Source organism: Bradyrhizobium sp. JYMT SZCCT0180, assembly GCF_018130165.1.
In the GTDB taxonomy this organism is placed as follows: Bacteria; Pseudomonadota; Alphaproteobacteria; order Rhizobiales; family Xanthobacteraceae; genus Bradyrhizobium.
In genome coordinates this window covers 143,507-169,526 of sequence record NZ_JAFCLZ010000008.1, presented here as the reverse complement: position 1 = coordinate 169,526, position 26,020 = coordinate 143,507, and the positions used below count along the sequence as shown (strand labels likewise).

General features: G+C 60.1%; 22 protein-coding genes. 4 read left to right on the top strand and 18 right to left on the bottom strand.

All coding sequences use genetic code 11. The annotated features are described in order from the left end of the window. Window positions 1–809: 809 nt before the first annotated feature. The 4 genes from JQ641_RS14110 to JQ641_RS14095 all read right to left on the bottom strand — a co-directional run bounded on the left by JQ641_RS14110 (window position 810) and on the right by JQ641_RS14095 (window position 6,447). Window positions 810–1,784, bottom strand: a complete 975-nt coding sequence (locus JQ641_RS14110) for an NADPH:quinone oxidoreductase family protein (RefSeq protein ID WP_211996679.1) — start codon at window positions 1,782–1,784, stop codon at window positions 810–812. A gap of 242 nt (window positions 1,785–2,026) precedes the next feature. After that, the gene (locus JQ641_RS14105; RefSeq protein WP_211996560.1) at window positions 2,027–3,571 is read right to left on the bottom strand and encodes an acyl-CoA synthetase; all 1,545 of its coding nucleotides are present in this window, start codon (window positions 3,569–3,571) and stop codon (window positions 2,027–2,029) included. Between the two features lie 74 nt (window positions 3,572–3,645). Beyond that, window positions 3,646–4,851 (bottom strand): ABC transporter substrate-binding protein, encoded by a 1,206-nt coding sequence (locus tag JQ641_RS14100; protein WP_211996559.1) that lies wholly within the window; start codon window positions 4,849–4,851, stop codon window positions 3,646–3,648. 378 nt (window positions 4,852–5,229) lie between these two features. After that, window positions 5,230–6,447 (bottom strand): acyl-CoA dehydrogenase family protein, encoded by a 1,218-nt coding sequence (locus tag JQ641_RS14095; protein WP_211996558.1) that lies wholly within the window; start codon window positions 6,445–6,447, stop codon window positions 5,230–5,232. Between the two features lie 141 nt (window positions 6,448–6,588). Between JQ641_RS14095 and JQ641_RS14090 the strand changes: the two genes are divergently transcribed. Further along, window positions 6,589–7,551 (top strand): LysR family transcriptional regulator, encoded by a 963-nt coding sequence (locus JQ641_RS14090; RefSeq protein WP_211996557.1) that lies wholly within the window; start codon window positions 6,589–6,591, stop codon window positions 7,549–7,551. A gap of 85 nt (window positions 7,552–7,636) precedes the next feature. On the opposite strand, the gene JQ641_RS14085 is transcribed toward JQ641_RS14090, so the two are convergent. From JQ641_RS14085 to JQ641_RS14030, 12 genes are all read right to left on the bottom strand, one after another. Continuing rightward, window positions 7,637–8,416, bottom strand: a complete 780-nt coding sequence (locus JQ641_RS14085; RefSeq protein ID WP_211996556.1) for an SDR family NAD(P)-dependent oxidoreductase — start codon at window positions 8,414–8,416, stop codon at window positions 7,637–7,639. A 144-nt stretch (window positions 8,417–8,560) separates the two neighbouring features. Then, the gene (locus JQ641_RS14080) at window positions 8,561–9,610 is read right to left on the bottom strand and encodes a phosphotransferase family protein (RefSeq protein WP_211996555.1); all 1,050 of its coding nucleotides are present in this window, start codon (window positions 9,608–9,610) and stop codon (window positions 8,561–8,563) included. A 124-nt stretch (window positions 9,611–9,734) separates the two neighbouring features. Further along, window positions 9,735–10,466, bottom strand: coding sequence for an SDR family NAD(P)-dependent oxidoreductase (locus JQ641_RS14075; protein WP_211996554.1), 732 nt, complete (start codon window positions 10,464–10,466; stop codon window positions 9,735–9,737). A gap of 1,273 nt (window positions 10,467–11,739) precedes the next feature. Further along, window positions 11,740–13,143, bottom strand: coding sequence for an amidase (locus JQ641_RS14070; RefSeq protein WP_211996553.1), 1,404 nt, complete (start codon window positions 13,141–13,143; stop codon window positions 11,740–11,742). Between the two features lie 17 nt (window positions 13,144–13,160). Further along, a complete protein-coding gene (locus JQ641_RS14065; RefSeq protein WP_211996552.1) occupies window positions 13,161–13,922 on the bottom strand; it encodes an SDR family NAD(P)-dependent oxidoreductase in 762 nt (253 codons plus the stop codon). 76 nt (window positions 13,923–13,998) lie between these two features. Further along, window positions 13,999–14,709, bottom strand: a complete 711-nt coding sequence (locus JQ641_RS14060) for an ABC transporter ATP-binding protein (protein ID WP_211996551.1) — start codon at window positions 14,707–14,709, stop codon at window positions 13,999–14,001. After that, a complete protein-coding gene (locus JQ641_RS14055) occupies window positions 14,699–15,418 on the bottom strand; it encodes an ABC transporter ATP-binding protein (RefSeq protein WP_211996550.1) in 720 nt (239 codons plus the stop codon). The genes JQ641_RS14060 and JQ641_RS14055 overlap by 11 nt, the downstream gene beginning before the upstream one ends. A 2-nt stretch (window positions 15,419–15,420) precedes the next feature. After that, window positions 15,421–16,494, bottom strand: a complete 1,074-nt coding sequence (locus tag JQ641_RS14050; protein ID WP_211996549.1) for a branched-chain amino acid ABC transporter permease — start codon at window positions 16,492–16,494, stop codon at window positions 15,421–15,423. A 12-nt stretch (window positions 16,495–16,506) separates the two neighbouring features. Then, window positions 16,507–17,373, bottom strand: a complete 867-nt coding sequence (locus JQ641_RS14045) for an ABC transporter permease subunit (protein WP_192734659.1) — start codon at window positions 17,371–17,373, stop codon at window positions 16,507–16,509. Window positions 17,374–17,483: 110 nt separating this feature from the next. Next, window positions 17,484–18,722 (bottom strand): urea ABC transporter substrate-binding protein, encoded by a 1,239-nt coding sequence (locus JQ641_RS14040; RefSeq protein WP_211996548.1) that lies wholly within the window; start codon window positions 18,720–18,722, stop codon window positions 17,484–17,486. Window positions 18,723–18,755: 33 nt separating this feature from the next. Beyond that, a complete protein-coding gene (locus JQ641_RS14035; RefSeq protein WP_211996547.1) occupies window positions 18,756–19,754 on the bottom strand; it encodes an acetamidase/formamidase family protein in 999 nt (332 codons plus the stop codon). Between the two features lie 17 nt (window positions 19,755–19,771). Further along, entirely contained in the window at window positions 19,772–21,172 is a 1,401-nt protein-coding gene (locus JQ641_RS14030; RefSeq protein WP_211996546.1) for an amidase, read from the bottom strand. A gap of 266 nt (window positions 21,173–21,438) precedes the next feature. On the opposite strand from JQ641_RS14030, the gene JQ641_RS14025 reads away from it, so the two are divergent. Both JQ641_RS14025 and JQ641_RS14020 read left to right on the top strand, forming a co-directional pair. Further along, window positions 21,439–22,767 carry a transporter substrate-binding domain-containing protein gene (locus JQ641_RS14025; RefSeq protein ID WP_349628559.1) on the top strand — a complete coding sequence of 443 codons (1,329 nt, stop codon included), beginning with the start codon at window positions 21,439–21,441 and terminating at the stop codon, window positions 22,765–22,767. Continuing rightward, entirely contained in the window at window positions 22,764–23,351 is a 588-nt protein-coding gene (locus JQ641_RS14020) for an ANTAR domain-containing response regulator (RefSeq protein ID WP_211996545.1), read from the top strand. Before JQ641_RS14025 ends, JQ641_RS14020 begins: the two co-directional genes overlap by 4 nt. A gap of 5 nt (window positions 23,352–23,356) precedes the next feature. Here the strand turns inward: JQ641_RS14020 and JQ641_RS14015 are convergent, their stop codons facing one another. Next, the gene (locus JQ641_RS14015; RefSeq protein WP_211996544.1) at window positions 23,357–23,662 is read right to left on the bottom strand and encodes a putative quinol monooxygenase; all 306 of its coding nucleotides are present in this window, start codon (window positions 23,660–23,662) and stop codon (window positions 23,357–23,359) included. Between the two features lie 164 nt (window positions 23,663–23,826). Next, entirely contained in the window at window positions 23,827–24,462 is a 636-nt protein-coding gene (locus JQ641_RS14010) for a TetR/AcrR family transcriptional regulator (RefSeq protein WP_211996543.1), read from the bottom strand. A gap of 244 nt (window positions 24,463–24,706) precedes the next feature. Between JQ641_RS14010 and JQ641_RS14005 the strand changes: the two genes are divergently transcribed. Beyond that, window positions 24,707–26,020 (top strand): phytoene desaturase family protein, encoded by a 1,314-nt coding sequence (locus JQ641_RS14005; RefSeq protein WP_211996542.1) that lies wholly within the window; start codon window positions 24,707–24,709, stop codon window positions 26,018–26,020.

The window sequence follows — 26,020 nt, the reverse complement described above, 5'->3', positions numbered from 1 at the left end:
TTAGTCTAGCTAGTAGTAGCGCAATGCGTTCTCCTCGGGCGGCCAGAAGGGCCGACTCGGGTGATGAGCGCGGATTGCCAAACGAGATCGCACCGCTCCGGAAACATCGGCTCGCCGCCGACGCCGCAGCGCGTTCAGTTCAGCCTGTGTACATTGGTTGTCGCTGGATTTTCTTTGAGCTCCCGGTGCACACATCGTGCACACGGCGCCTTCTAACCAATTGAAAAAATTGAACTCTCGCTCCAATCCATCAACATCTCTTCTCATCCGCTTCCGTTATACTATTTCCGCGAAAATAGTATAGCCGCCGGGCGGATCGTGATCTCCAAGCCGTTCCTGGCCGCTGCAATAAGCGATATAGGGCACCGCCTTCTCCCCCAATCCACTTACTATGGGGGACCGGCAACCAGAAGTGCAGTGTCGATTGGTACTGAGTCGGATTTCGACACTCCTGCCCGATCGTCTCTCAATCTGACCTAGTCTCGCCGTCCTGCATTGGACCAACCCGCCGTTGAAGCTACGGCCGCAAGGTGGGATTTCCATTGCCGACGAACGTTGCCGCCAATGGCCCATTATCGACAAAAATGCAGTCAAGCGAATGGTGATGATCCTACCCCGTCTGTAGTCAAATTGGCAGCCGGTCACCGCGTTCGACGGCAAGCGCCGATCGGTCAGCTGGCGATAGTCGCAAGGCTGACGGCAAGGATCGTCGCTCAACGCCGCGATGGTTCGGACGATGTCGTCTTCGTTGGAAAGATGCCAACAACGTCGAGTACCTGGTATAGCGGCGATTCCCGAGAGCACCTGCGTCAGGGATGCAGGATCACCTTGCCCATCGCCTCACGGCCCGCGAGCACTTTCAGAGCGTCGGCGGTTTGCGTCAGCGGGAAGGCGCGGTCGACGTGCGAGGAGATCTTTTCGTCGGCGGCCCAATTTACGAGCTTTTCCAGATTGGCGCGATACTTCGGTGGATTGAGATGCGCCCAAGCCCCACAGAAAACGCCGCGGATATCGCAGCCCTTGAGCAGCGCCAGGTTAAGCGGCATCTTCGGAATGTCGCCGGCGGCAAAGCCGATTACCAGGAAGCGCCCCTCCCACGCGATCGCGCGCAGCGCGGCTTCGGCATAGGTGCCGCCGACGGGATCAAAAATAATGTCGACGCCCTTGCCGCCGGTCAGCCGCTTCAGGCCGTCCTTCAGGTCTTCCTTGGCGTAGTTCAGCGTTAGCTCCGCGCCGTGGCCTTTGGCAAAGGCGAGCTTTTCATCTGACGACGCGCAGGCGATTACCTTCAGGCCCAACAGCTTGCCGAGTTCGCAGGCGGCGAGACCCGTGCCGCCGGCGGCGCCCAGCACGGCGAGCGTCTCGCCCGGCTTCGGGCTCGCGCGATCTTCCAGCGCGTGCAGCGCGGTGCCGTAGATGACGGTTATCCCCGCGGCGCGGTCGAAATCCAGATGGTCGGGAATTTTCACGATCGAGTTGGCCGGCAGCGCGATCTTTTCGCGCGCGCCGTTGTAGCCGCACGATGCCACCACGCGATCGCCGACCGTGAGGTCGGTGACGCCGGAGCCGACGCTTTCGATCACGCCCGCAACTTCGGCGGCCGGCGAGAACGGGAACGGCGGCTTGATCTGATACTTGCCCTGGATCATCAGGATGTCGAAGAAATTCAACGCCGCGGATCTAATCGCAATCACGGCCTGGCCCGGTTCGGCGACGGGATCGGGCACGTCGGCCAGCACGAGATCGTCAGGTTGGCAAAATTGCGAGCAGAGAATGGCTTTCATGGACACACCTGGTTTCCGGAGGCACAGTTGGGGTTGGAATATTTGCGCCCGACTGGAGTATTTCACGCACGATTTGACTTCCGAGGGCAATCTGTTTCGGATACAGGGTTGCCCGCCTATCCTTTCATCGCCGCGGAGCGAAACAATCCAGAGCAACGCCTTTTCGATGCTCGCCTATGTTTGGCGGCGGACGCGCGAGGCAGAACGAAGGCCTGGATTGCATCGTCGCTGCGTCGGCTAGGTCAGATCGCGCGTCCCGTGTTTTCCCAGAACGGCTCGCGAAGTTTGCGTTTGAAGATCTTGCCTGAATCCTCGCGCGGCAGTTCGAACTTGAATTCCACACGCCGCGGCATCTTGTAGCCGGCGATTTTTCCGGCAAGGAATTGCAAGACGCCGGCTTCGGTCAATTCGGCCCCGGGTTGTGGTTGCACCACCGCGCAGATAGACTCACCGTATTCGGCGTTCGGAATGCCGAATACGGCACAATCGGCAAGCCCCGGCATGCCTTGCAACTGCGCCTCGATCTCTGCCGGATAGATATTAACGCCGCCCGAGATGATCATGTCGTTGGCGCGATCGCACAAGAACAGAAATCCCTCCTCATCGAGATAGCCAATATCGCCCGGCGTGATCAGTCCGCCAATCTCGGCGGAACGACGCTTTGAATCGTCGCCGTGATAGGTGAACTCGGCAACGCCCCAAAGCTTCGTCGAGACGATGCCGGCCGTCCCGCGCGGCACCTCATTGCCCGAAGCATCGACGATGCGAATTTCGGCACGCGGGATGACCCGGCCGACGGTGCCCGGATGGGCGAGCCATTCGGCGGACGTGCAGAAGGTCACGTTGCCGGTTTCAGTGGTGCCGTAGTATTCGTTGATGATCGGCCCCCACCAGTCGATCATGGCCCGCTTGACGTCCGGCGCGCACGGTGCCGCAGCATGAGCAACGAAGCGCAGCGACGAGAGATCATATCTGGTACGCACGTCGTTCGGCAGCTTGAGCAACCGGTTGAACATGATCGGCACCATGTTCAGATGGGTGATGCGGTGCTTTTCGATAAGGCGAAGCAACTCTTCGGGATCGAAGCGTGGGGTGACTACGATGTTCGCGCCGGACTTGAATGAAAAATTGGCGTGCGCGTTCGGCGCCGCGTGATAAATCGGACCGACGATGGCGGTGACGATTTCGGACGGGCGATCAAGAAGGTCGGTAAACCCGTAGGAGAGCGCCAGCATGGCGGCCTGGACGGCGGTCTGCTCGGGAGTTGGTATCGTCCGCTTCACACCCTTTGGACGTCCCGTCGTTCCCGACGTATAGATGATCGTGCTGGGACTCTCGGCCGGCGGCGACACGTCAACTGCGAAACTCTCCCGCCAGGTTTCCCAATTCAAAGTACCTTCCGGCATCTTCGTCATGTCGTCGTCGAGCCCATAGGCGCTTCGAATTTCATCCGGCACCGGGACAACGATCACCGTGACGCCATCCGGCACCCCCGCTCTCAACGGCTTCAGCAAATCCGCATGAATGACAAGGACCTTCGCCCCGGAGTCGATCATAAGGTATTGAAATTCATCCAGCGTGTAGTGCCAGTTGACGGCGACGCGAAAGGCGCCGATCTGGGCTGCGCCGATGCCGGCTTCGAAAAATGGAATGTCGTTGCGCAGGCATAGCGCGACGCAATCGCCCGGAACGACGCCGAGGCTTCGAAAACCCGTCGCCGCTTGAGCACTCCGCCGGCTGATTTCGGCGCCATCCATGTTTCGATCGCCGATCCAGACTACGCCCATCGATGTCTCCCCTTCAGATCCTGCTTGCAGGCGTCTTCATCCCTCGCTCGCCAACGGACGGCGAACACCGCGATCTATTGAGTGATGATGTCGCCGAACAGCTCCCAGTGCTTGCCATCGAAGCGATGAAGCTGCATCGACGTCACTGGCGCGGATTGGGTCGGAGTTGTCTTCACCCGGATCCCTGGCAGCAACATCGTTGGTTGGAAATCCAGATTCAGTGCCTGCTTCATGACGTTTTCGCGCGTGAGATTGTCGCCGGCCTGCTTCAGCACCTGCACGATCACTTCACTGGCGGTGTAGGCTCCGGAATTGAGGCCGTCCGACATGTCACCTTGGGGATAGTATTTTTTCATCCAGGCGGCCCAGGCAAGATAGCCGGGATCGTTATGCCATTTCGGGTCTGTGACATCCTTCGACGCCGTTGCGCTGATCACCCCAATGCAATTTTCAAGGCCTGCGGGCTTCAATACCGCGCCCACCGAACTGACACCTCCGGTCAGAATGTGCAGTGGCTTCCAGCCCAGTTCCGCAGCTTTACGAAGAGCTTGCGCGGCGAATTTCGGCGTCGACGCACTGAAGAAAACATTCGCACCCGTCGCCTTCAACGTGACCATTTGCGAGTCGATCGTCGGATCGGTGATTTGATAGGGGACTTCGCCGACAATCATCGTGCGCGCCTTCTCGCCGAGACCCTCCTTGAGCCCCGACAGATAGTCCTTGCCGAGATCGTCGCCCTGATACAGCACGGCGATTTTTGCGTCCGGATGTTCACTGAGAATGAATTTGGCGTAGATCTTCGCTTCGATGTTGAAGTTCGGCTGAAGGGCCATCGTCCAGGGAAAATTCGCAATGTCCGTGAACTTGCGGCCCCCTGCGGCGATGAAAAGCTGCGGCACCTTCGCGTTGTTCAGATATTTCTGCACCGCACTGTTCGGCGCCGTTCCAAGCGAATTGAACATGAGCAGCACGCCATCCTCCTCAACGAGACGGCGCGTCTGCTCGACGGTCTTCGGTGGACTAAACGCGTCGTCACGCGAAATGAATTCGATTTTTCGACCGTTGATACCGCCGTTTGCATTGACCATGTCGAAATAGGCTGCATCGGCCTTGCCGAGTGTACCGTAGGCAGACGCCGGCCCGCTATACGCCACCGTATTTCCGATCTTGATTACGGTGTCCGAGGCGCCGGGATCGTAGGCTTTCTGCGCAACTGCGGGCCCAGCAGCGACGCTGAAAGCCACGAGCGTGCACGCCAGCAACAAAGCATTCACCTTCATGACGCTTCCCCTTATCGTTTTGTTGATGCGCCCCGTCGATGCGTGGCGCTCTATTTCTCGAATGGAAGCCGTCGAACTCACAACGTGTGAGACACGGCCTCCCGCATGCGATCGAAGCGGCGATCGAAACACGACTCAGCATCCTGTCCGCAGACACCGCCCGATTGTCCGGCCAGACGGAGCCATCGGTCCAATCGAAAATTCATCGCGATTCCATCCAAATCGGTTATAGATCGCTTGCGCGTTTACACCGTACAGATTGCTACGCTTAAAGCTGGATCTGGACCGGCTGATTAATTTGGACAGGCGTATAGACATAAGGGTGGATGATCGGGCCCGATCATCGTTTTGATGCCGTCGCTAAAGGACCTGGGCTGCCTACGCCTCGTTGAATTCTTTGATCTTCAATTTTCCGAGTTGCGACATGTGCACCTCGTCCGGACCGTCGGCGAGGCGCAACATACGGTTCAGGGTGAAGAAGCCGGCGATTGGCGTATCGGCGCTGACGCCCATGCCGCCATGCGCCTGGATCGCGCGGTCGGTGACGGTCTGGGCCATTTGCGGCGCGATCACCTTGATGGCGGCGATCAGATCGCGCGCGACCTTGTTGCCATACTTGTCCATGGCGTCGGCGGCTTTCAGCGTGAGCAAGCGCGCCTGCTCGATCTCGCACCAGGAACGGGCGACGTCCTGACGAATGCTGCTTTGGTCCGAGAGTTTCTTGCCGAAGGCAACGCGGCTTTCGACCCGCTTCGCCATGATCTCCAGTGCGCGCTGCGCCTGGCCGATCGAGCGCATGCAGTGATGGATGCGGCCCGGACCAAGACGCCCCTGCGCGATTTCAAAACCGCGGCCCGGGCCGAGGATCATGTTGGATTTCGGGACGCGCACGTTCTCCAGACGCAGTTCCGCCTCGCCGCCGGGCGAATTCATGCTGCCGAATACGGTTTGGTTGCGGACGATGTGAATGCCGGGCGTTTCACGCGGAATGATGATCGTGGAGTGCTGAGTGTGGCGGCTGTTCTCCGGATTCGACTTGCCCATCAGCAACAGCACCTTGCAGCGCGGGTCCATGATGCCGGAAATCCACCACTTACGGCCATTGATGACGTAATCGTCGCCGTCGGCCTTGATCGACGTTTCGAGATTGGTGGCGTCGGAAGAGGCGACCTGCGGCTCGGTCATGAGGTAAGCCGAGCGGATGTCGCCGGCGAGCAGCGGCGCGAGCCATTGCTTCTTCTGCGCCTCCGAACCGAACTTTGCTAACACTTCGATGTTGCCGGTGTCAGGCGCGGCGCAGTTGAAGATTTCCGATGACCAGGAAACGCGACCCATGATCTCGGCGAGCGGGGCGTATTCGAGATTGGTGAGGCCCGGGCTGTAGTCGCCGTACTCATGCGGCAGAAACAGGTTCCAAAGGCCCTCAGCCCTTGCCTTCGCCTTGAGGTCGTCAACGCCCGGCCAGTATTTCCAGAGGTTCTCATGATCGGCGGTCCAGTCGTAGCGGGCCTGTTCGGCCGGATAGATGTGGGCGTCCATGAAGCGATTGAGGTGCGCGATCAGCTTCTTAACTTTTTCAGAATGATCGAAATCCAATTTTTTCTCTCCCTTTATCGACGCCTACGCCTGATCAGCTATAACAAAGGCGATCCAGCGCTATTTGCTCGACGATACCGGGCGCGGTCCAATAGATTAGTTTTGACAGATTGATCCAATCTTCCTATCAATAAGGAGCTCATGGATCTCGACGCCAAACCCTATCGCTGCTTTTTGGCGGTCGCCGAACACGGATCGTTCGGACGGGCGGCGGCCGTCATGAACATGTCGCAGCCCGCCTTGTCGGCGCTGATCAAGGAATTCGAGCGGCGGCTCGGCTTCGACTTATTCGCTCGCACAAGTCGGCGGGTCGAATTGACGGCGCAAGGTCAGCTATTTCTGGGCAATGCGCAGCGGATCGTCACCGAAACCAACTTCGCGCGCCGTATGGCGGGCGACATCAGCGCCAACCAGCTTCTGATCGGCGCAACTTATTACACCGCGATCATCGCCGAACGCATCGCGCTGACCGACGGGCATCTACGCGACAACCCGGATATCCCTACCCGCATTTCTGTGCGCACGCAGCGCGCGGTCTACGACGACCTGCAGCAAAAACGGCTAGAGCTCGCGATCGTGCTCGAACACGAGGCGACCCCTAGCCAGCAATCGATGTTCGTCAACGAGATACCGTCGGAAGGCATCGAGCGTCTCGTACTGCGCCGCCGGCCTGTGCGCCTGCTGACGCCGCAGGAGGACGCGCTTGCAGGGCTTACATCGATCCCGCTCGCAAGGCTCGCCGGCGAAAGAATCGCGATCATCAATCGTTCGCACGGCGTTTCGCTATCTGAAGCAGTGATACAAAAACTCACGCAGGCGCAGGCCGTTCTGGTCCGGCCGCCCGAAGGCAATGCTTTGGCAGTGGAGAGATATGGCGCGCTGATGCGCATGTCGGCTGTGACGCTCGGCTGGTTCGACGATCAGCCCGTACGCGCCAATGACCGCATGGTCGCGCGGGATATCGAGGGCATGGATATCGCGACCATGCTCGTGCTCGCACGCGGCGTGCAACCGCCAAGGCCGGCGGCCGAAGCGTTCTGGCGCGCAGCGAAAGCTGCGACTGTCGAATCCGCCACCATGCCGAGCACGGGTCGACATACCTGATGTGAGAGCTTGGTTGATGAGCCGCGCAGACGGTCACCTTTCCATAGTCGTGGACCGTGTGCCGCCCGCGGGACGCAGTGAACTATCAGCCGTTGCGGGCCATCAATCCGCCATCGACAGGAATGATTGCCCCCGTCAAAAACGAGGCCGCCGGCAAGCAAAGACAGAGGGTCATATGGGCAACCTCCTCCGGGTCGCCGTAGCGACCAAGTGCAGTTCTCCGTCTCGCGTAGGTCGCTTTGTGTTCGTCGCTGATCCGCTGCGTCATGCCGGTTGTGATTGGACCGGGGCAGATGCAGTTGACCGTAATTCCTTCGCGGCCAAGCTCGACCGCGAGGGAGCGCGTAAGGCCGACGACACCGCCTTTGGCGGCGGAATATGCGCTTTGAAGCGCGGTGGCGCCGAGCGCCTCGGTCGAAGCTATGTTTACGATTCGCGGAGATTTGGACTTGCGCAGATAGGGAAGCGACGCTCTCACGATCCGCTGATGCGCGGTGAGCAGGATTGCCAGATGCCTGTCCCACTGATCTTCGTAACCCGGCGCATCGATCGACATTGCGCCCGAAACGCCTGCATTGTTGATGACGATATCAATACCGCCAAAATAATTGGCCGCTTCATCTACTACGGTTCGAATTTCACCACCGTCCGCGACGTCGAGTTTCCACGCCTTGGCATTGTATCCCTTGCTTGCGAGTTCACCCGCGACTTCGTCCGCGCCGGCTGCCAAGTAATCGGTAACAGCGACATTTGCGCCTTCAACCGCGAACAGACGCGCAGTTGCCCGCCCCATGCCGCTTGCTGCCCCCGTCACCAGGACCGTCGAACCTATAATTGACCGGCTGAGTTCTCTGTAGTCACGCATGATTTTGTCCGTTTTCACATGTTCTGAAACAGATGGCTACGCGATCTAACAAAGGATGCGGCTCATCTGACGCTTGATTTCGGCTTCGTGGAGCTTATGAAATCGCATTTGGCCACGAAAATGGGCTAGCCGAGCTATCATGCTTCAACAACCGTCGATCATCCTGGTAGCGCGCTCCAGCAGTGCAACGCAGGAATTGTGCAAGCGCTCGCCCGTCTCGACCGGCGCCTTGCCGGCGCAGGCGCGCGCGAATGTGCCCTCTAGAATGAGGCCGAGCTTGTAGCACCCCAGGACGCCGTACCAGGCGATGTTCGAAACATCGCGTGTGGTGTGTATTCCATAGTACTCGATCAATTCTCCTATCACAGGAAATCCATCCCACGGCTTCACGCGGGTGTCGGAGGTTCCCCGGCCTTCCGGATCGGGCCATGTCGCCATGATCCAACCGAGATCGACCAGTGGGTCGCCGATCGTCGCCAACTCCCAATCGACGATCGCGGCGATTTGCGGCGCGTCGAAACGGTAGAGAACGTTCGACAGGTGATAGTCGCCATGCAAGACGCCCGGCTGAAATGATTTTGGTCGATTCTCGCTTAACCATTTGCCGATTTCGTCCACATGCTTCAGCGATTGTGGCCCAGGCCAGCCGTCATATTCGCGATAGCTTTCAAGCTGGGCACGCCAGCGCGGGGTTTGACGCTCCAGAAATCCGTCGAGCTTGCCGAAATCGCCGAGCCCGACAGCGATGTGGTCGACGCGGCCAAGCGAGAGCAGCGCGTCGATGATCGAAAAGCCCATCTGCCGCCGCAGGCCCGCAGACTCCGAGAAAGGCTGGGGCAAAGCCATGACGGCGTTGAATCCGTCGATCGACTCCATCAGGTAGAAGGCGCCGCCGAGCACGTCTGGCGTGTCGCAGGCCGCGATCAGCCGCGGATGCGGGACGTCCGTGTTGGCAAGCGCTCCGAGCACGCGCGCCTCGCGCCTGTTGGTGAAATTACCGTCCAGGCGCGGATGACTCGGCGGCCGCCGCAGCACGAACGTACGCCCACCGCGCTTGAACCGCAGCAGTATGTTCTGCGTCCCGCCAGCAAGCGGCACGGCGTCCACAATTGGACCGGATTCCAAGCCCAACCCGTCCATCCATGCGGCAAGTTTGTCGAAATCGACCAGTTCGCGCCAGTTCGGCTGAATCATCTATCCCTCCACGCTCGCCATCCGTTTTGAAATTCCCGATTGGTCCTGAAAACCAAGATCATCCTGGCATATTCATGTTCGGCGTTGCGTCGCCGCCATCCGCATCTCAAAACCGCTGTTAGCCTCAGAGAATGAGCCCACCATCGACGATGATTGTCTGGCCGAGCACGTAGGCGGACAGGTCCGAGGCGAGAAATAGCGCAACGCCAGCCATGTCCGCGGGCGTACCGAGGCGGCCCAGCGGAATCTTCTTCAAGCTGGCGGAGAGCCGTTTCGGATTATCCGTTGTCGCCTTCGTCAATTTGGTATCGACGAGCCCCGGCGCAATGCCATTGACCCTTATGCCGTCGCGCGCCCAGGCTTCGGCAAGCGTGCGCGTCAATCCATACGCGCCCGTCTTCGACGCGTTGTAGGCGGGGTTACCCATGGTAGAATGGAACGCCGCGATCGAACTAACGATGATCAACGCCCCCTTGGCCGCCGTCAGCGCATCGTGAAACTTGTCAGCGCAGGCCATCAAGCTCATCAGATTCACTTCAAGAACCTTGCGAAACCCAGGCATCTTGAATTCCGCGCGCTCGTAGAGAACAACGCCCTGGCACAGCACGAGGACGTCGAGTTCGGAGAAGCCGGCGGCGGCCTCGATCGAGCGCTCATCGGACACGTCGACCTGCTCATAGGCTAGCCCCGTCAGGTCGGATCCCTCGGACGTGGCATAGTCCTGGACGGATTTCCGTGTCCCCCAGACAGTGACACTGGCGCCGCGCGCCCGGAACGCCTGGGCGATCCCGTTGCCGATCCCGCTCGAGCCGCCCACGACCAGGACGTTTCGGCCGGTAAAGTTCAGCGTCTCCATGGCTAGCCTTCCATTCGCCACTGCCAAGCGGCTTGTTTAGGTCATCTGTTTAAATCGGTGGAGCGATTCATTCGCTAATGATCCCTCAAATGACTCCAAGTTCTTCCCGTCAAAGCGCTGGAGCTTATGAAATCACATTCGGCCACGAAAATGGGCTAACCACGCACCCCGGTCCAATCGAAAATTCATGCAGATTCAATTCGAATTGGTTATGGACTGCGGCTTGACGCGTTAGCCGAGATGCCCATGCTGACGCTGCGAAATTCTTTCAGCTCAGACAGTGGGAGCCGCTGCATCGCTTCAACCTCTCGGCCGTGGTCCGTAACCGCCAGCGCGAGGCAACCCGACGGTCTGCGCGTGCCTGGCCGACGCGCACCACAGCCAGGAAAGGTGTTACATTGTGAGCCCGACTTCACCGAACTCGTTGATGATCGCTACGAGAACGGCATGGGAATTGCGCTCAACTAAAGTGTGGTACTTCAACAACCCAATAGTTTCGCTCAGCCCTGGGTCGAATGCTTGTGGCGGTAGATGCCTGGTCCTGGCACTTAGCGACTGTTGCATCCGATCGAATGTCCACTTTGTGCCGCCAGAAGCAGCCATTCCATGCCGTTCATTCTGCGATTTGCCCCCTCGCCGGCTTCGCCATCGATGGCTTGCCGAGCGCCATCACATTTCCCCAATTATCGACCACCCGACGAGACCACAGCCCGTTCAGTTCAGCTTGCTCAGCTTGGTTGTTGCTAGATTATCTTTGATCTCTCGGTGCACACATCGTGCACACGCCGCCTTCTAAATACTTGAAAGGACTAGACTCTCGTTCCAGTCCATCATGGGGGCCACGGAGAAGCGGTAATCTTGATATTTCACCAGCTTATCTTACTCTCTTAATGGGACGAAGAGTGCACCTATGCACTCCAAACTAGACGAAATTGCACACGCTTGTACCTGTTTTTGCCCCCTCGGTGCACACATCGTGCACACGAAAGTCGGAGTGCACACGCGTAGCGACCTTCGTACAATTGGCATCCGGAAACTGGCGCGTCCAGGTCCGCCGGACGAGAACCAACATATAGTGGAAGCGTTCAGGCACGGGCTGAGCCCCGCGGAAACCTTTCATGACGGCGTCGGCGTGATGGAAATGCCGATGGGGCTCTATCGCTCCGCGGAGCTCGGCCAGACGGGTCCGCTGACGGCAGGCTTGTCTAGCGATGCTTAGAGCGGCACGTCATTCCATATTTTTCTCCGGTTCTATTGATGCGCAGCCAACACATCATCCGATGGGAGGCCGCCGCGTATGCCAGTCCGTCGTTGACTGGAAGGCGTGTGCGGCGCGTGCAAGCACCTCTTCGGAAAGATGAGGGCCGACCAGTTGCATGCTCAGCGGCATCTGATCCGAAGCCATTCCCGCCGGCAGCGTAATCGTGGGGCTGCCGCTGAAGTCGAACACGGCTGTGAACCGCAAGATGCTCAGCAACACGCCTGGATCGGCGCCATATTCACCCATCTTTGCAAGCGTCGGGATCGGCATCGGCATCGTGGGGACGAGCAACAGGTCGATTTCCTCGAACAGCGCCGCCAGGCTGCCGGAGAATTTCAGTCGCTCGTGATGAATGGCCGCGATCTCGACACCGCTTACCGATCTGCCTTGTTCGATCAACTGCGCCAGGTCCGGACCGTACTCCGACTTGCGCGACGGATACGTCTCCAAATGGGCTTCGGCTGTCTCCACCGAGCACATCGGTATCCATAGACTGACAAGTTTCTCGTAGGATGGAAACCGAACCTCACGGATTTCTGCGCCGAGATCCGTGAGCGTGCGCTCGGCTTCGAGCAGGGCCGCCACGACCTGCGGATCTATTCCTTCCTGGGTGTAGTTTCGGTCCACGCCAATCCTGAGACCGCGCACGCCATCCCCGATCCGAGCCAGATAATTCGGCACAGGAGCCGGCAGAGCCGTTGGGTCGTTTGCATCCGCGCCCGCAATGACGCCCAGCATTGCGGCGGCATCCGCAGCACTTCGGCACATCGGTCCGACATGATCGAGCGAGTCCGCCAATGGGAAAACGCCATGCCGACTCACCCGGCCCCATGTCGGCTTGATTCCGGTCAGCCCGCAGGTCGCCGACGGAAACCTGATCGAACCGCCGGTGTCGCTTCCGATCGAACCATAGCAAAGCCCGGCAGAGGTCGCGACACCAGATCCGCTCGATGACGAGCCGACCCAGTAATTGGCGTTCCAGGGATTGAGCGGGGCCTGCTCGTCCGGATGATGGCTGGTGTAGGCACCTTCCGTCATCTTGAGCTTTCCGAGTGTGACCGCGCCGGCGCGCTCGAGCCGATCAACGATCGTCGCATTGAACGGCGGTACGAACTTCGAATGGATCTTCGTTCCGCCTGCGGTCGGTGCAAATGTCGTGTAGCACAAGTCCTTCAGTCCGATCGGAACGCCATGAAGAGGGCCGCGCCAGATGCCCTTGGCGATCTCACTGTCGTGCTTCTTTGCCTGCGCCATTGCCCGCTCCGCCAGGACAACGGCATATCCGTGCAGACTTCCATCGAGTTTGCCGATACGGTTCAACGCCGCTTCGGTAACCTCTGACGGCAACAACTCTCCGCGACGAAATAGCGTGGAGAGTTCGGAAATGGATTTGTAGTGCAACTCATCCGCAGACATATCGACACCCAACGCGGCTAGAACTGGACGCCGCGCGTCAAGGCACCGTCCACGACAAGGTTCGTTCCCGTAATGAAACTCGCGGCACGGCTCGCAAGAAACACGACGCCGTTCGCCATCTCCTGCGGCGTGCCCATCCGGCCGGTCGGATTGAGCGCCAGCGCGGTCCTGTACAGTTCCGGGTTGTTGTCCTTGATCATGTTCCAGACCCCACCTTCGAAATAGGTGTTGCCCGGAGACACGGAATTGGCCCGTATGCCCTTGCTGGCCAGCTGGTTGGCCAGACCCTGCGTATAATGGATGATCGCGGCCTTGAAAGTGCCGTACGGGCCGCTCGCGAAATCCACCTCCCGGCCCGAGACGCTGGAGATCGTCACGATCGCCCCCGCGGCACTTTTCTCAAGAAACGGCATCGCGGCATTCACCAGGCGCACCGTTCCCATCATATCCGTCGAGAATTCCTTCTCCCAGCTCTCCTCGTCCTGCCCGATGGAAAGCGCGCTGACATTCGCGACGACGACATCGACGCCGCCGAGCTTCGATGCCATGTCGTTCACCCAGGCCTTGAGAGTGGCACCATCGGACACATCGAGTGCGCCGCCAAAGGCCGCAGCGCCCTTTGCCTTGAGCGCCGCAACGGCGCTATCCACGTCCGCCTGATTGCGCGAGCATATGCCTACACTGGCACCCTCTGCCACGAAGGTTTCGGCGATCGCCCTGCCGATCCCCCTGGTGCTGCCCGTGACGAGAACCTTGGCTCCCTTGAGTCCCAGATCCATGTTCGATTTCCTCCCTGTTTATCGGATTTCGAGCCGCTCTTGCTTTCGAGCAAGTTGCCGCCAAACGCCACTTGCATCACAACAACAGTTGCGCACGGACATTGTCGGCGGTCACGTCCTCCCCGGTCAGCGACCGCGTGATCTTGCCTTTTTCCATGATGTAGCATCGCTCGGCGATCGCCATGATGGTATCGAGATTCTGCTCGACAAAAACGATCGTCGTCCCAAGTTCGGTGCGGAACGATTTCAGCGCTTCACAGATGTGCTGCACGATCGACGGCTGCACGCCCTCCGACGGTTCGTCGAGAATCATCAGGCTCGGGTTTCCGATCAGCGCGCGCCCGATGGCGAGTTGCTGTTGCTCGCCCCCCGACATGGTGCCCGCGATCTGCCGCCGGCGCTCCTTCAACCGCGGAAAGTATTCGTAGACCAATTCCGGCAGCTTCTTGCCCTTCGGCCCGCCGATCAATTCGCCAACCTGCAGGTTCTCCTCGACGCTCATCTGCGAAAACACGTCCCGTCCCTGCGGGATATAGCCGAAGCCGGCGCGGGCCCGGGCGTCGGCCGGCAGCTGCGTGACATCCTGGTCCATGAACGTGATCGTGCCCCGCCACGTTTCAAGGAGCCCGATCAGGCACCGCATCAACGTCGACTTGCCCACGCCGTTGCGGCCGATCACGCCAACGATTTCGCCGCGCGAGATCGTCATGCTTACGCCCTGGAGGATCGGTGTCGCGCCGTAACCCGCCCACAGCTCCGACAGTTCGAGAATCCGATCAGTGGACATGTGTCTTACCCAGGTAGATTTCGGCCACCTTCTCGTCCTGAATGATCGCCTCCAGACTTCCGCGCGCAAAGATCTTGCCGAGGTGCAACACCGTTACGCGTTGGGCAATCTGGCGGACAAACGCCATATCGTGCTCGACGACCAGAACCGTCATGCCTTCGGCATTGAGCGATTTGATCAGTTCACCGGTCCTGAACGTTTCCTCCGGCGACATGCCGGCGGTCGGCTCGTCCAAAAGCAGAAGCTGCGGCTGCAACGCCAGCGCCATCCCGATCTCAAGCCATTGCTGCTGGCCGTGCGAAAGGGCTCCGGCGAGCTTGCTGCTGTCCGGCGCCAGATTGAGCAGCGCGAGCAGCCGGTCTTCCTCAACGACCCGCTTGGCGCCAGAAAATCGCTTCTGAAGCGCGATCTGGATATTCTGCCGGACCGGCAACTCCTTGAAGACGCTCGGCGCCTGCATCTTGATGCTCATGCCCCGTTGCACCCGCGCAAAGGGGCGCTCTTCGGTGATATCGATGGAGTCGAACAGGATCGTGCCCCTGGTTGGCGGATAAAGACCAACAATCAGCTTGAACAATGTGCTCTTCCCGGCCCCGTTGGGACCGATCAGACAGTGCACCTCGCCGACATTCACGGTCAGATCGACCTCGGAAACGGCGGTCAATCCACCGAAGCGCTTTGTCACCCCTTTCACATCGATCAGCGCCATGATCAGGTCTCTTCCGGTTGCAGGCGGCTGGTGTCCGCCAGGGCGCGTTTTGAGCCGTGCCGCCGGCGCGCGCTCCATCGATCCGCGACAAACTTGCCGATACCGAGCACAAAGCCCTGCGGCGCCAGCATCACGGTGGCGAGCAGAAGACCTCCCATCAGCACCAGCGCCGCCTGCTGGCTATAAACCGTGATGGTCTGGAAGCCGAACAGCAGCAGGAACGAGCCCACCAGCGTCGCGGTCAGATCGCTTCGTCCGGAAAATGCGACCCACACGATCGGCATGGCCGCCGCCGGCAATCCGATGCTCGATGGGGTAATGAACTGGCCCCAGGATGTATAGAGGGCACCGCTCAGGCCCGCGAGCCCGCTTCCAATAATGAATGTGAGCAATTGATATTTGCGGACATCGTAGCCGAGCATTTCGGCGCGCTGCGGGTTCTCGCGCGTGGCAACGATCACGTTGCCAATGCGCGAATTGACCAGCATACGCAGCGCGAGGTAAACGATGACGATCAGCGCCACCATGAGGTAGTAAAGCGAGGAACCCTCGATATAGAAATCGCCGATAGCAAGCGGGTCCATGCCCTTCATGCCGTTGTAGCCGTTCAGCCGCGCCGGGCCGATGTGCCATTCCGGCCCGGCCGTCTGTCCCAGAAAGAACGCCAGCACCAACGTCGCCGACAGCGTTACGATTCCGAAGAAGATGCCGTTGATGCCGCCCCAGATCATGAAATAGCCGAGGATGCCCGCCGCGATCATCGCTATGATGATCGACAGGATGAGTGCGGCGATCGTCGCCGACCCGCCTCCCATGTTGATGGCCAGCACGCCATAAGCATAACCGGAGATGCCGAAAAACAGCGTCTGGCCGAACGATAGCATGCCGCCATATCCCCACATCAGGCAGAGACCGAGCGCCATGAAAATCCAGATCAGGAAATAGGAGAAGTTGCCGACATCATAAGAGTCCGCAAAGACCGGATAGATCAGCGCGGCTGCCAGTACGACGAGGAAACAGGACCAAAACGTCGGTCCTCTCCCCAGGGTCTGCGAACCATCTAGCAACTTGAACATCAAATCTCCCGATTAGCGGCCACGACGGACCAACACACTGGAAATGCCTTCGGGCAGGACGCGAATGATCAGGATGACGGCAAACAGCATGCCGATCTGGCCGATAATCTGCCCATAGCTCGCATTCAAGGCCATTCGAATGATTGCCAGGAACACGGCAGCCGGCGCCGTTCCGAGCAGGACATTTGCCCCGCCGACGACGACGGTGACGAAGCTCTCCACCACAAACGTAGCACCCATCGTCGGGATCAGCGTCATGGTCGGTGCGTAAAGCGCGCCACAAAGACCCGCGAGCCCCGCGCCGATGCCGAAACTGATCGCATAGATGCGCCCCGTGCGAGCTCCCAGCGCCCTGGCCATCGCGGCATTCTGCATCGTCGCGCGCGCCATCACGCCGAATCGCGTCTTCATGAAGGTCACATAGAGACCGACCAGCACGGCGACCGCGCAGGCAAACAGCACCAGGCGATACGTCGAGAACGTATAGCCGCCGATCGCAAAGCTGCCCTCAGGCGTGCCGATGCCCGTGATCGACGATCCGACGATCAGCAGCATCGATTGCGTGACGATCAGGCTGAGTCCCCAGGTCGCGAGCAGCGAATCCAGCGGCCTCTTGTAGAAGCGCCGGACCACGAGGTATTCGACGGCAACGCCGATCAGTCCCGCCGTCAACGCAGCAAGCGCTTGCGCGATCGGGAGCGGCACGCCGAGCTTCACCAGTCCGACCGTCACATAGGCGCCGCACATGATGAATTCACCGTGCGCCATATTGATGACGCCCATCATGCCGAACACGATGGCAAGACCGGCCGCAGACAGGATCAGAAACGCGAAGACGTCGGCGAACTGATAGAATACCGAGAATAGTTCAGCCGACATCCTGTCCTCCTGCCCCTTCATGGCGCCGCATCGTTGCGGCGCCCATGTCGTTCCACTTCATGACGCGAATGGGCACTCTTGCGGGAGCAAGATTTGTGCCCATCAACGTGTCACGACTTCTTGGGAAGATGACTGGGCGTGTACTGATCCTTGTCGTTCTTCTTGGTGAGGTCGCAGCCGATCTCACCGAGCCAATACGGCTTGATCGTTCCGTAGTCCTTCTCGACCTTGACCTCATGCTGGGGCCCAACAGAGATCAAACGCATGCGGTGGGACGTGTGTTGGCTCTTCGGGTCGATGCAAACCTGGCCTTCGGGCGCTTCGATGCAGGCTTCGCCCGTCGCGATCACCTTGCGCATATCCTCCAGCTTGATCGACTTCCCCTTCTCGACCAGCATCTTGTACATATAGAGGGTGTTGTACGCGTTGTAGCCCATGTCGTTGATGTAGAGCTCATCGGCGAACTTCGCGCGCCAGCGCTTTTTGAAATCGTTGGCTTCAGGCGTATCGATCTCCTCGAACCAGTTCGCGGTCGCGTGCATGTTGTTGAGCGCCGGCGGCTTGAACCGCTTGTGCTCGAACCCGAGCATGACCTTGATCGACGACCCCATCGGCAGGTTGAGCTTGGCTGCGGCGGCCTGCTCGAAGAACGAGTCCTGGGCTGCGCCGACATTGATCGTCAAGATCCAGTCCGGCTTTGCCTTCTGGATGTTCTGGATCGTCTGCGCGAACTGAGAGACGCCGAGCGGAATGAACTCTTCTCCGACAACCTCGCCGCCGAGATCCTTCATGATCTTCCGGTTCCACTCCGCCGAGATCTGACCGAAATTATAGTCGGCGGCGATGACGTAAACCTTCTTGCCGAACTTCTCGACCATCCAGGGTATCAGCGTCGAGAACTGCTGCTCGGGCACTGCCCCCATGCTGATCATGCTGGCATCGCAGACACCGCCTTCATACTGGTTGGTATAGAAATACGGCGTGGTCGTTCGGTCGATGATCGGCCGGATGGCCTCGCGCGAAGCAGACGTGATGCCTCCAATCAGAACGTCGACCTTGTCGCGGCTGAGAAGACGCCGCGCAAATTCCTGATAGCGGGCGTTGTCGCCTTGCGGATCGAGATGGATGAGCTCGATCTGCCGTCCGAGAATGCCGCCCTTCTTGTTGATTTCCTCGACGGCAAGCTGTGAACCGCGGAGTTTCGGCATGCCCATGAACGCAAGATCGCCGGAGACGTCTTCGAGCAGGCCGATCTTCAAGGGAGGTTCGGCCGCCTGGGCGGCACCGCATGCCGCCACCCCGAGTACGGCACCGAGAAGCGCAGATCTGAGCAGATGTCCTGACTTCATAAAAGTATCCCCTTCGTTGAAAGCTGGTGGAGTTCACGCCTTGAGATAATTTTTCAGGATCGACGCACCCATCGTGTATTTCGGGTCGACCATGTTGCCGAGCCGCATTCGCCCTGCCTGGCTGAGCAGCATGTACGCGTCGATCTCGTCGAAGCCGTAGTCCGCGCTCATCCATCGCGTGAGTTCGCGATAGGCGATGCGCGCCGCATCCTCGAGCGGGCGGGCGCTGCCAATCGTCATGATGAAGTCGCGGGTCTCCAGACGCGGCCAGGCGAAAGTCCAATTCTTGATCAGATCGACCTGGAGCGTAACCGTCGCACGCTGCTCAAGCGCCACACCGGACAGTTCGCCGTCACCCTGCGTCGCATGGCAGTCACCGACATAAAGAAATCCGCCTTCGGTGTGCACGGGCAGATAAAGAACGGCCCCGGGCCCGACATCGGGCAGGTCCATGTTGCCGCCGTGATAGTCCGGTTGCAGGGAGGAGATCGCTTCGATCTCGGGCGACACCCCAATTGTGCCGATGAACGGCTCGTAGGGCAGCGTGATCTTGTCGCTCCATCGCACGCCGTTCCTGTCGACATGCAGCTTGCGGACACGTTCGGGCAGCGGCGGATTCAGCATCGCCGTGGAACTGGTCCCGACCAGCCCGCCGAACTCGGGGATGATGCAGGTCGTTCCGGCCGGTTGTTCGCCGCGCGTCTCGACGTCGCGGATATAAACCGCGAGGCAATCGCCCTTTTTGGCGCCCTTGACCGCAATCGGACCGCATTGCGGATTGAGGTACGGAAAGTTCAACTTCGCGGTGGGACTGTCACTCTCGCTCGTGAGCGCACCGCCGAACGCATCCTCGGTTTCGACCACGACGACGCCGCCGGGATCGATCGACAAGGTCGGCTTCGCGTACGGCCCGTAGACGTAGTGAAAGTTTCCCTGCTCCTCGATCGTCAGGCTATGCCGTGCGCCAGCCACACCCTTGGCGACGGCTCGCTTCGCCATGATGGAACTCGTCAACCAATCTTCTGCTGTCATGCGAACGGCTCCTTTGATCAGAGCGCGGGGTGGCGTGTGTGCCAATCGGTGACGCGCTGGAACGCGTCGCCGGTACGGACGAGGCCCGCTTCATCGAAGTGGCGGCCAACGAACTGGAACGCGACAGGACCACCACCTGGCGCGAAGCCGCCCGGAAGCGTGATGGTCGGGCTTCCGGTCATGTCGAACGGACAGGTAAAGCGGAGCAATCCGGCAATCAGCGACGCGTCTTCGCCAAGCGCAGCCATCTTGGCGAGCGTCGGGGCGGCGAAGGCCTGGGCTGGCACGGCGATGAAATCGACCGTCTCGAACAGTATCCGCACTGCGCCGCGAAACGCTTCGCGCCGCAGCACGATCTTCTGATAATCGGTGCCGGATTGCGCAAGGCCAAGGTCGAGCAGTCCCGCAAGTCCGGGGCCATATTCGTCCTTGCGCGACGGATAGGTCGCCTCGTGCGCCACCGCCGCCTCGATGCCGCAAAGCGGGAACCAGTCATCGATGACGGCCTTGGAGTCCGGGAAAGTGACCTCAGTGATCTTCGCACCAAGCTCTGCCGCAGCCCGCAAGCCTTCGCTCAAGACCTTAGCTGCGGCCTCGTCGGTGCCTTCGCTGGTCCAGCGCCGATCGACGCCGATCGTAACTCCCCGCAGATTGCCCGGCAGGCCTGCGAGATAGTCCGGCACGGGCAACGGCACCGCCGTGGTATCCTTGGCATCCTGGCCTGCGATTACCCCAAGCATTGCACCGCAATCGACCGCATTGCGCGCCATCGGCCCGATATGATCCAGCGTTGCCGCGAGTTCGAACGCTCCGTAGCGGCTGACCCGTCCCCAGGTCGGCTTCAGCCCCGTGATGCCGTTGGCCGCCGAAGGAAACCTGATCGATCCACCGGTATCAGTTCCAAGAGATCCGAAACAAAGGCCGGCCGCTGTCGCGGAACCTGAGCCGCTCGAGGATGCGCCCGTCCACAATTCCGCGTTCCACGGATTCTTGGGCGGATCGATTTTCGGGTGGTGATCGGCGTAGGCGCCTTCGGTCTGCTGCAACTTGCCGAGGATGACCGCACCCGCATCCTTCAGACGCGCGACGACCGTGGCATCCTCGTCGGGGCGGAAGCCGCGATGGATGGTCATGCCATGCGCGGCCGGCGCACCCTTCACCCAGCACAGATCCTTGATCGCTACCGGCACGCCGTGCAGTGGCCCCTTGATCTTCCCGGCCGCGATTTCCTTTTCAGCAATAGCCGCCTGCGCAAGCGCGGAATCAGCCATGACATGGGCGTAGCTTTTGAGTTTGCCATCGAGCCGCTCGATCCGGCCGAGCATCGCCTTCGTCACCTCAACCGGCGACAGCTTCCTCGCGTGTATCTGCTGCCCGACCTCGACCAACCCGAGGTAACAAAGATCTGTCGCTGGCATGGCCTGTCGTCCCCCACCCGTCGTGTCCCGCGCATCCACGGCCCGATTACCGCGCAAGCGTCACCGGCTTGACGACACGCATGCATCGCCAACTTCCCTTGCGGCAAAAGAAAAAAAGCCACCCGCCCCTCAGAATGAGGTGACGAATGGCTCTGATGCCGCGGCTATGATCTATCGCATGGACCCTGGATCGAACGGAGCACCGAAAGCAGGGATCGGGACGTCATCGGCCCGATCGAAGCAAGCAAGGTTCGACAGGAAGCCCTGTGGAAGAAAGTCTAAGTTCCTGCCCTGTACATTGTCAACGAGCGAGGATGCACAAATTTCGCAGGCCTCATGCGCAGCAAATAAGCAAGACTTCCCGCACTGACATCGGCGATGATAACTTCCTCAAGGCGTCGCTCCGTCGAAAGTCATCAATGACCAAGCCATCGGTTCCAGTTGGCATCATATGTTCGCAGTCCGGGCCCTACCACGCCATGGGGCGCGAGATCCTCAAGAGCGCCCTGATGGCGGTCGACGAGATCAACAATCACCCCGATTTCGATTTCTCGCTCACGGCACATGTCCGCGATCCCCGCGGCGTCATTTCTGAGTATCACACAGTTTGTGACGACTTGATACGCAACACCGGCGTCGAGCACATCATCGGCTGCTATACGTCGGCGTCGCGCAAGCAGGTGCTGCCGATCGTCGAACGCACAGATCGCCTGCTCTGGTATCCCGCGCGTTATGAAGGGTTCGAGTGTTCCGACAATGTCATCTATGTCGGGGCGTCCCCCAACCACAACGTCCTGCCGCTTGTGCGGTACATGCTCGACAACATATCGCGGCAGGTTTTCTGCGTCGGATCCAACTATGTCTGGACATGGGAGACCAATCGCGTCACGCGCGAACTAGTGACGGCAGCACAGGGAAGTATTCTTGCGGAACGGTTGCTCGAACTGGGCGAAGGCGCGGTCGAGCACATCGTCGATGAAATTGTGCGCCGCAAGCCGCCCGTCGTCTTCAATACGTTAGTCGGCAGTTCGAGCTATGATTTCATACGCGCGTTTCACGCCGCCACCACGGCTGCCCGCCTCGAAATTCCGATGCTGAGCTGCAGCCTTTGCGAACCGGAACTCAAGATCGTTGGACCGGCATCTGCCGGGTGCATCACCTCATCAGCCTATTTCGAGAGCATCCAACTGCCCGAGAACCGGGCTTTCGTCCAGCGCTGGAAAGCGCGCTACGGTGAAACAAGCAGCCCCTCCGTCGACGGGCAATCCGCCTATGTCGCGGTCTACCTGCTGGCGCGCGCGCTCAGTCGGGCTGGCACCTCCAGCATCGGTGAAGTCCGGCGTGCGGCCGCAGGCTATCGTTATAACTCACCGCAAGGGCCGGTCTGGATCGACGGTGACAACAACCATTGCGTCCTTACGCCGCGGTTGGCCGTCTCCAACGCGCAAGGACAGTTTGATCTCTTCTGGGAAGCAGATGCGCCGGTCAAGCCGGATCCCTATTTGACGCAGCTCGATGTCGCCGCCGGACCTGCTCGCGAAACATCAAGGGCCGAAGCTTCGCCGATTGCGCCTCACTTGCGGGTGGTCAAATGAGCAAGCCTTCTTCATTCTCCCTCCGCGGGCGCAGAGCGCTGGTCGCCGTCAAGGACGAACGTGACCTGTCGATCGTCAGGCGACAGTTCGAACGCCTGGGTATCGACATCTTCACATGGGAAACGGGTGACGCCCTCGAATGCCGCCCGGACGTGGCGCTGATCGACGATGAATTCCTGCCGCTCGCCTCGCCCGCGCAACGGGCCTTGCCCGGACGATGCCCCGTCATCGCCCTGCTGGGCACGGAGACGCCAAGCCGGCTGAAACTGGTGCTGGAACTCGACCCGGCGTCGTTTCTCGTCAAACCGCTGCGGTCCGCGGGCATCTACGCCGCGCTGGTCTTGGCGTTCGAACGGGCCGAACGCACCAACGAGCTGAAGCAGCAAGTCGTCAAGCTGGAAGAGCGCCTTCGCTCGCGTCGAGTCGTACTCGCTGCCGTGCTTCAGGTGATGCATTCGCACGCCGTCGCCGAACCCGCCGCTTTTGCGCTGATCCGGCGGGCCGCCATGGAGCAGCGCAAGACAATCGAGCAGATGTCCGCCGAGATCGCGGCAAACGGCAGCTTACCCCGCGCGACCGGATAGGTTCATCAGTCGCTGGATTTGGCGGAACGTTCCGTACCGGTCACGAGCGTCACGTCGCCGTCGATCATGGGCTTGGCGATGCCGAAGAAGCGCACGACGGCATCGGAATTGTTGTGCCGGTCCATCGCCGGTCGATCCAGGTAGCGCTCATAGGTCGTGAACACACACGGATCCGTTGCATCTTGCGACACATGGTACCCGATCGTCGCCGGCTCATTTGCTCGCACACTACTGACAACGTCGAGCAGCGCCTCAAGCATGGCGGCCTCGCAGCCCTGCTTGACCCGGATAATCGCGGTGATGGTCAACATCTCGCCTCTCCGTGCATGATGGCGGTGCCTGATCAACTTCTAGCTTGCACCCCATCGAATGCCAACTGTCGCGAAGCAGATGGTCCACCCCAAGCGGCTTCGATGATTGATCAGGGCGTCTTCACTTCCTGTCCCGGATCTCCGATGCCCAGATTTCAAGAAAGCTAAGCTTTCTCTTGCCGGTTCGTCGTGACGGCCTTCCCAGCCCCTCCCGGCGCGAACCCATGCAAGAACAACTCGACGGCCATATCCGCAAATTCCTGCGGACCGATCGCGCCCTTGGGGTCGTACCAGGTGTAGGTGAAGTTGATGATGCCGAACAGGATCATCGTGTAGATCTTCTTGGTGCGCTTGACGACCCGCCCCTCGGCATCGAGCCTGAGCAGAAGATCGGTGACGATATCGACCAGCTGCCGCTCGAGATCCTTGATGATCTTCTGCTCATCCACGCTCAGAAACGACAGGTCATGAATCAGTACGCGCTGCTCGTATGGCGATTTGGCATTGACCTCGACGACGGCGCGAATGACGTTTTGAAACTGCGTCAGGGTCGGGCCGCCGGCCGCAACGGCCGTTTCGACGTGCTCGATCATTTCCCGTATATGGGCGTCCAGGATTGCGAACAGGATCGCTTCCTTGGAGTCGAAATAATGATAGAGCGCGCCGCGCGACAGTTTGCAGGCGTCCGCAAGGTCGGCGATCGAGGCGCGCATATAGCCCTGCGCCGAAAACAGCCGGGCGGCATTGGTCAATATGCCGAGATGGATGCCGTCGTAATTTTCAGAGCGTGTTCGCGCCATCGGATATTGCCCGCTTCCATTCAGCTTTAGCTCGTATTCCCAAGGGCATGCTTAGCTGATTCAGCAGCCCTTTTTTTACTTTCTCGAAGCTTCGGCCGGCCCGCCGGTCCTGTACGGGCCTGCGGCCGATCGACCACATCCCTCTTATTGCAAAAAATTATTTGAACGGCCAGTCGGATTATAATAGAATGACCCAAATCCAGGACAGCCCGGATCAACCGGGCATCGCGCTTTGGGAGGTGGAATGACGGTCGTTCGTGCGGATGCTGTCGTGATCGGGGCCGGAGCCGGCGGGCTTTGCGCCGCGGCTCGCCTGTCCCATGCCGGGCTCCATACCCTCGTCGTTGACGACAAGGAGCGGATCGGCGGGCGCGCCTCGACCGAACAGATCGACGGTTTTACGGTCAATATCGGCGCCATCGCGATCGAACTCGGCGGGGTCTTCGAAGAGACTTTCAATACCGTCGGCGCGCCGCTCGATATCCGCACGCCCGAGCCCGCCAGCTCCTTTTTCATCGACGGCAAGCTGATCGATGTCGGCCGCGGCGGCTGGTCGCTGCTGCTGGGGCAACTGACCAAGCAGGCTTCGCGCATCCTGGAGAAATTCGCCGACGCCCGCTCCGGCAACCTCCCCGATGGGCGGCAATCGACCGAGGACTGGCTCAAAAGCTACACCAGCAATGCCTCGGTGCACGCGATCTTCCGCAATCTCTGCGCCGCGATCTTCGCCTGCAACGCCAATGAACTGCCGGCTCGCGCCTTCCTGACCTATTTCACCAGCAAGGGCGCCTTCAAGCGTTTCGGATTTTGCCCGCAAGGTACGATCGGCGTCTGGAACGCGCTCGCAACCGCGATTAAACGCAATGGCGACATCTGGTCGTCGACCCCGGCGGTGCAGATTCACACCACCGATGGTCGCGTCGACGGCGTCACCGTCGTTCGCGACGGCCAGAGGGTGCGGATCGACACTGATCTCGTCATCAGCAATGCCGGCCCCAAGACCACCGTCGTACTCGCGGGCGAAGCCGCCTTCCCGCCCGGCTACGTCGAGCAAGTGCGCACCGGCCTCAAGCCCGCCGCCAACATCGTCATCAATATCGCCAGCCGCGAGCCACTGATTTCCCATCCCGGCATCGTGACCTTCGGCAAGACGCGGCGGCTCTGCAACATGGCCAACCTCACCGCGACCTGCCCCGAACTGGCGCCATCAGGCTGGCATCTCTATGTCGCCTACGCCGTGCCGATCCCGGCGCTCGGCGATTTCGACTCCGACACCGAGGTCGAACTGGCGCTGACGGATCTGCGCGAACAATTCCCGAACTTTGCACAAGCCAGAATCCTGTCGACCCGGGTGATGCGCGACGACTGGCCGGCCCAGCGCAGTTGCGCCGGTTACGATTTGCCGCGTGAGACGGGTATCAAGGGCCTGTGGTGCGTCGGCGACGCGGTCAAGCAATACGGCAATGGCGGCACCCAGGCTTGCGCCGAAACCGCAAAGATCGTCACCGACGCCATCCTGGCGCAGCGGCCGCGCATGCCGCAGCCGAGCCGGGCCTGA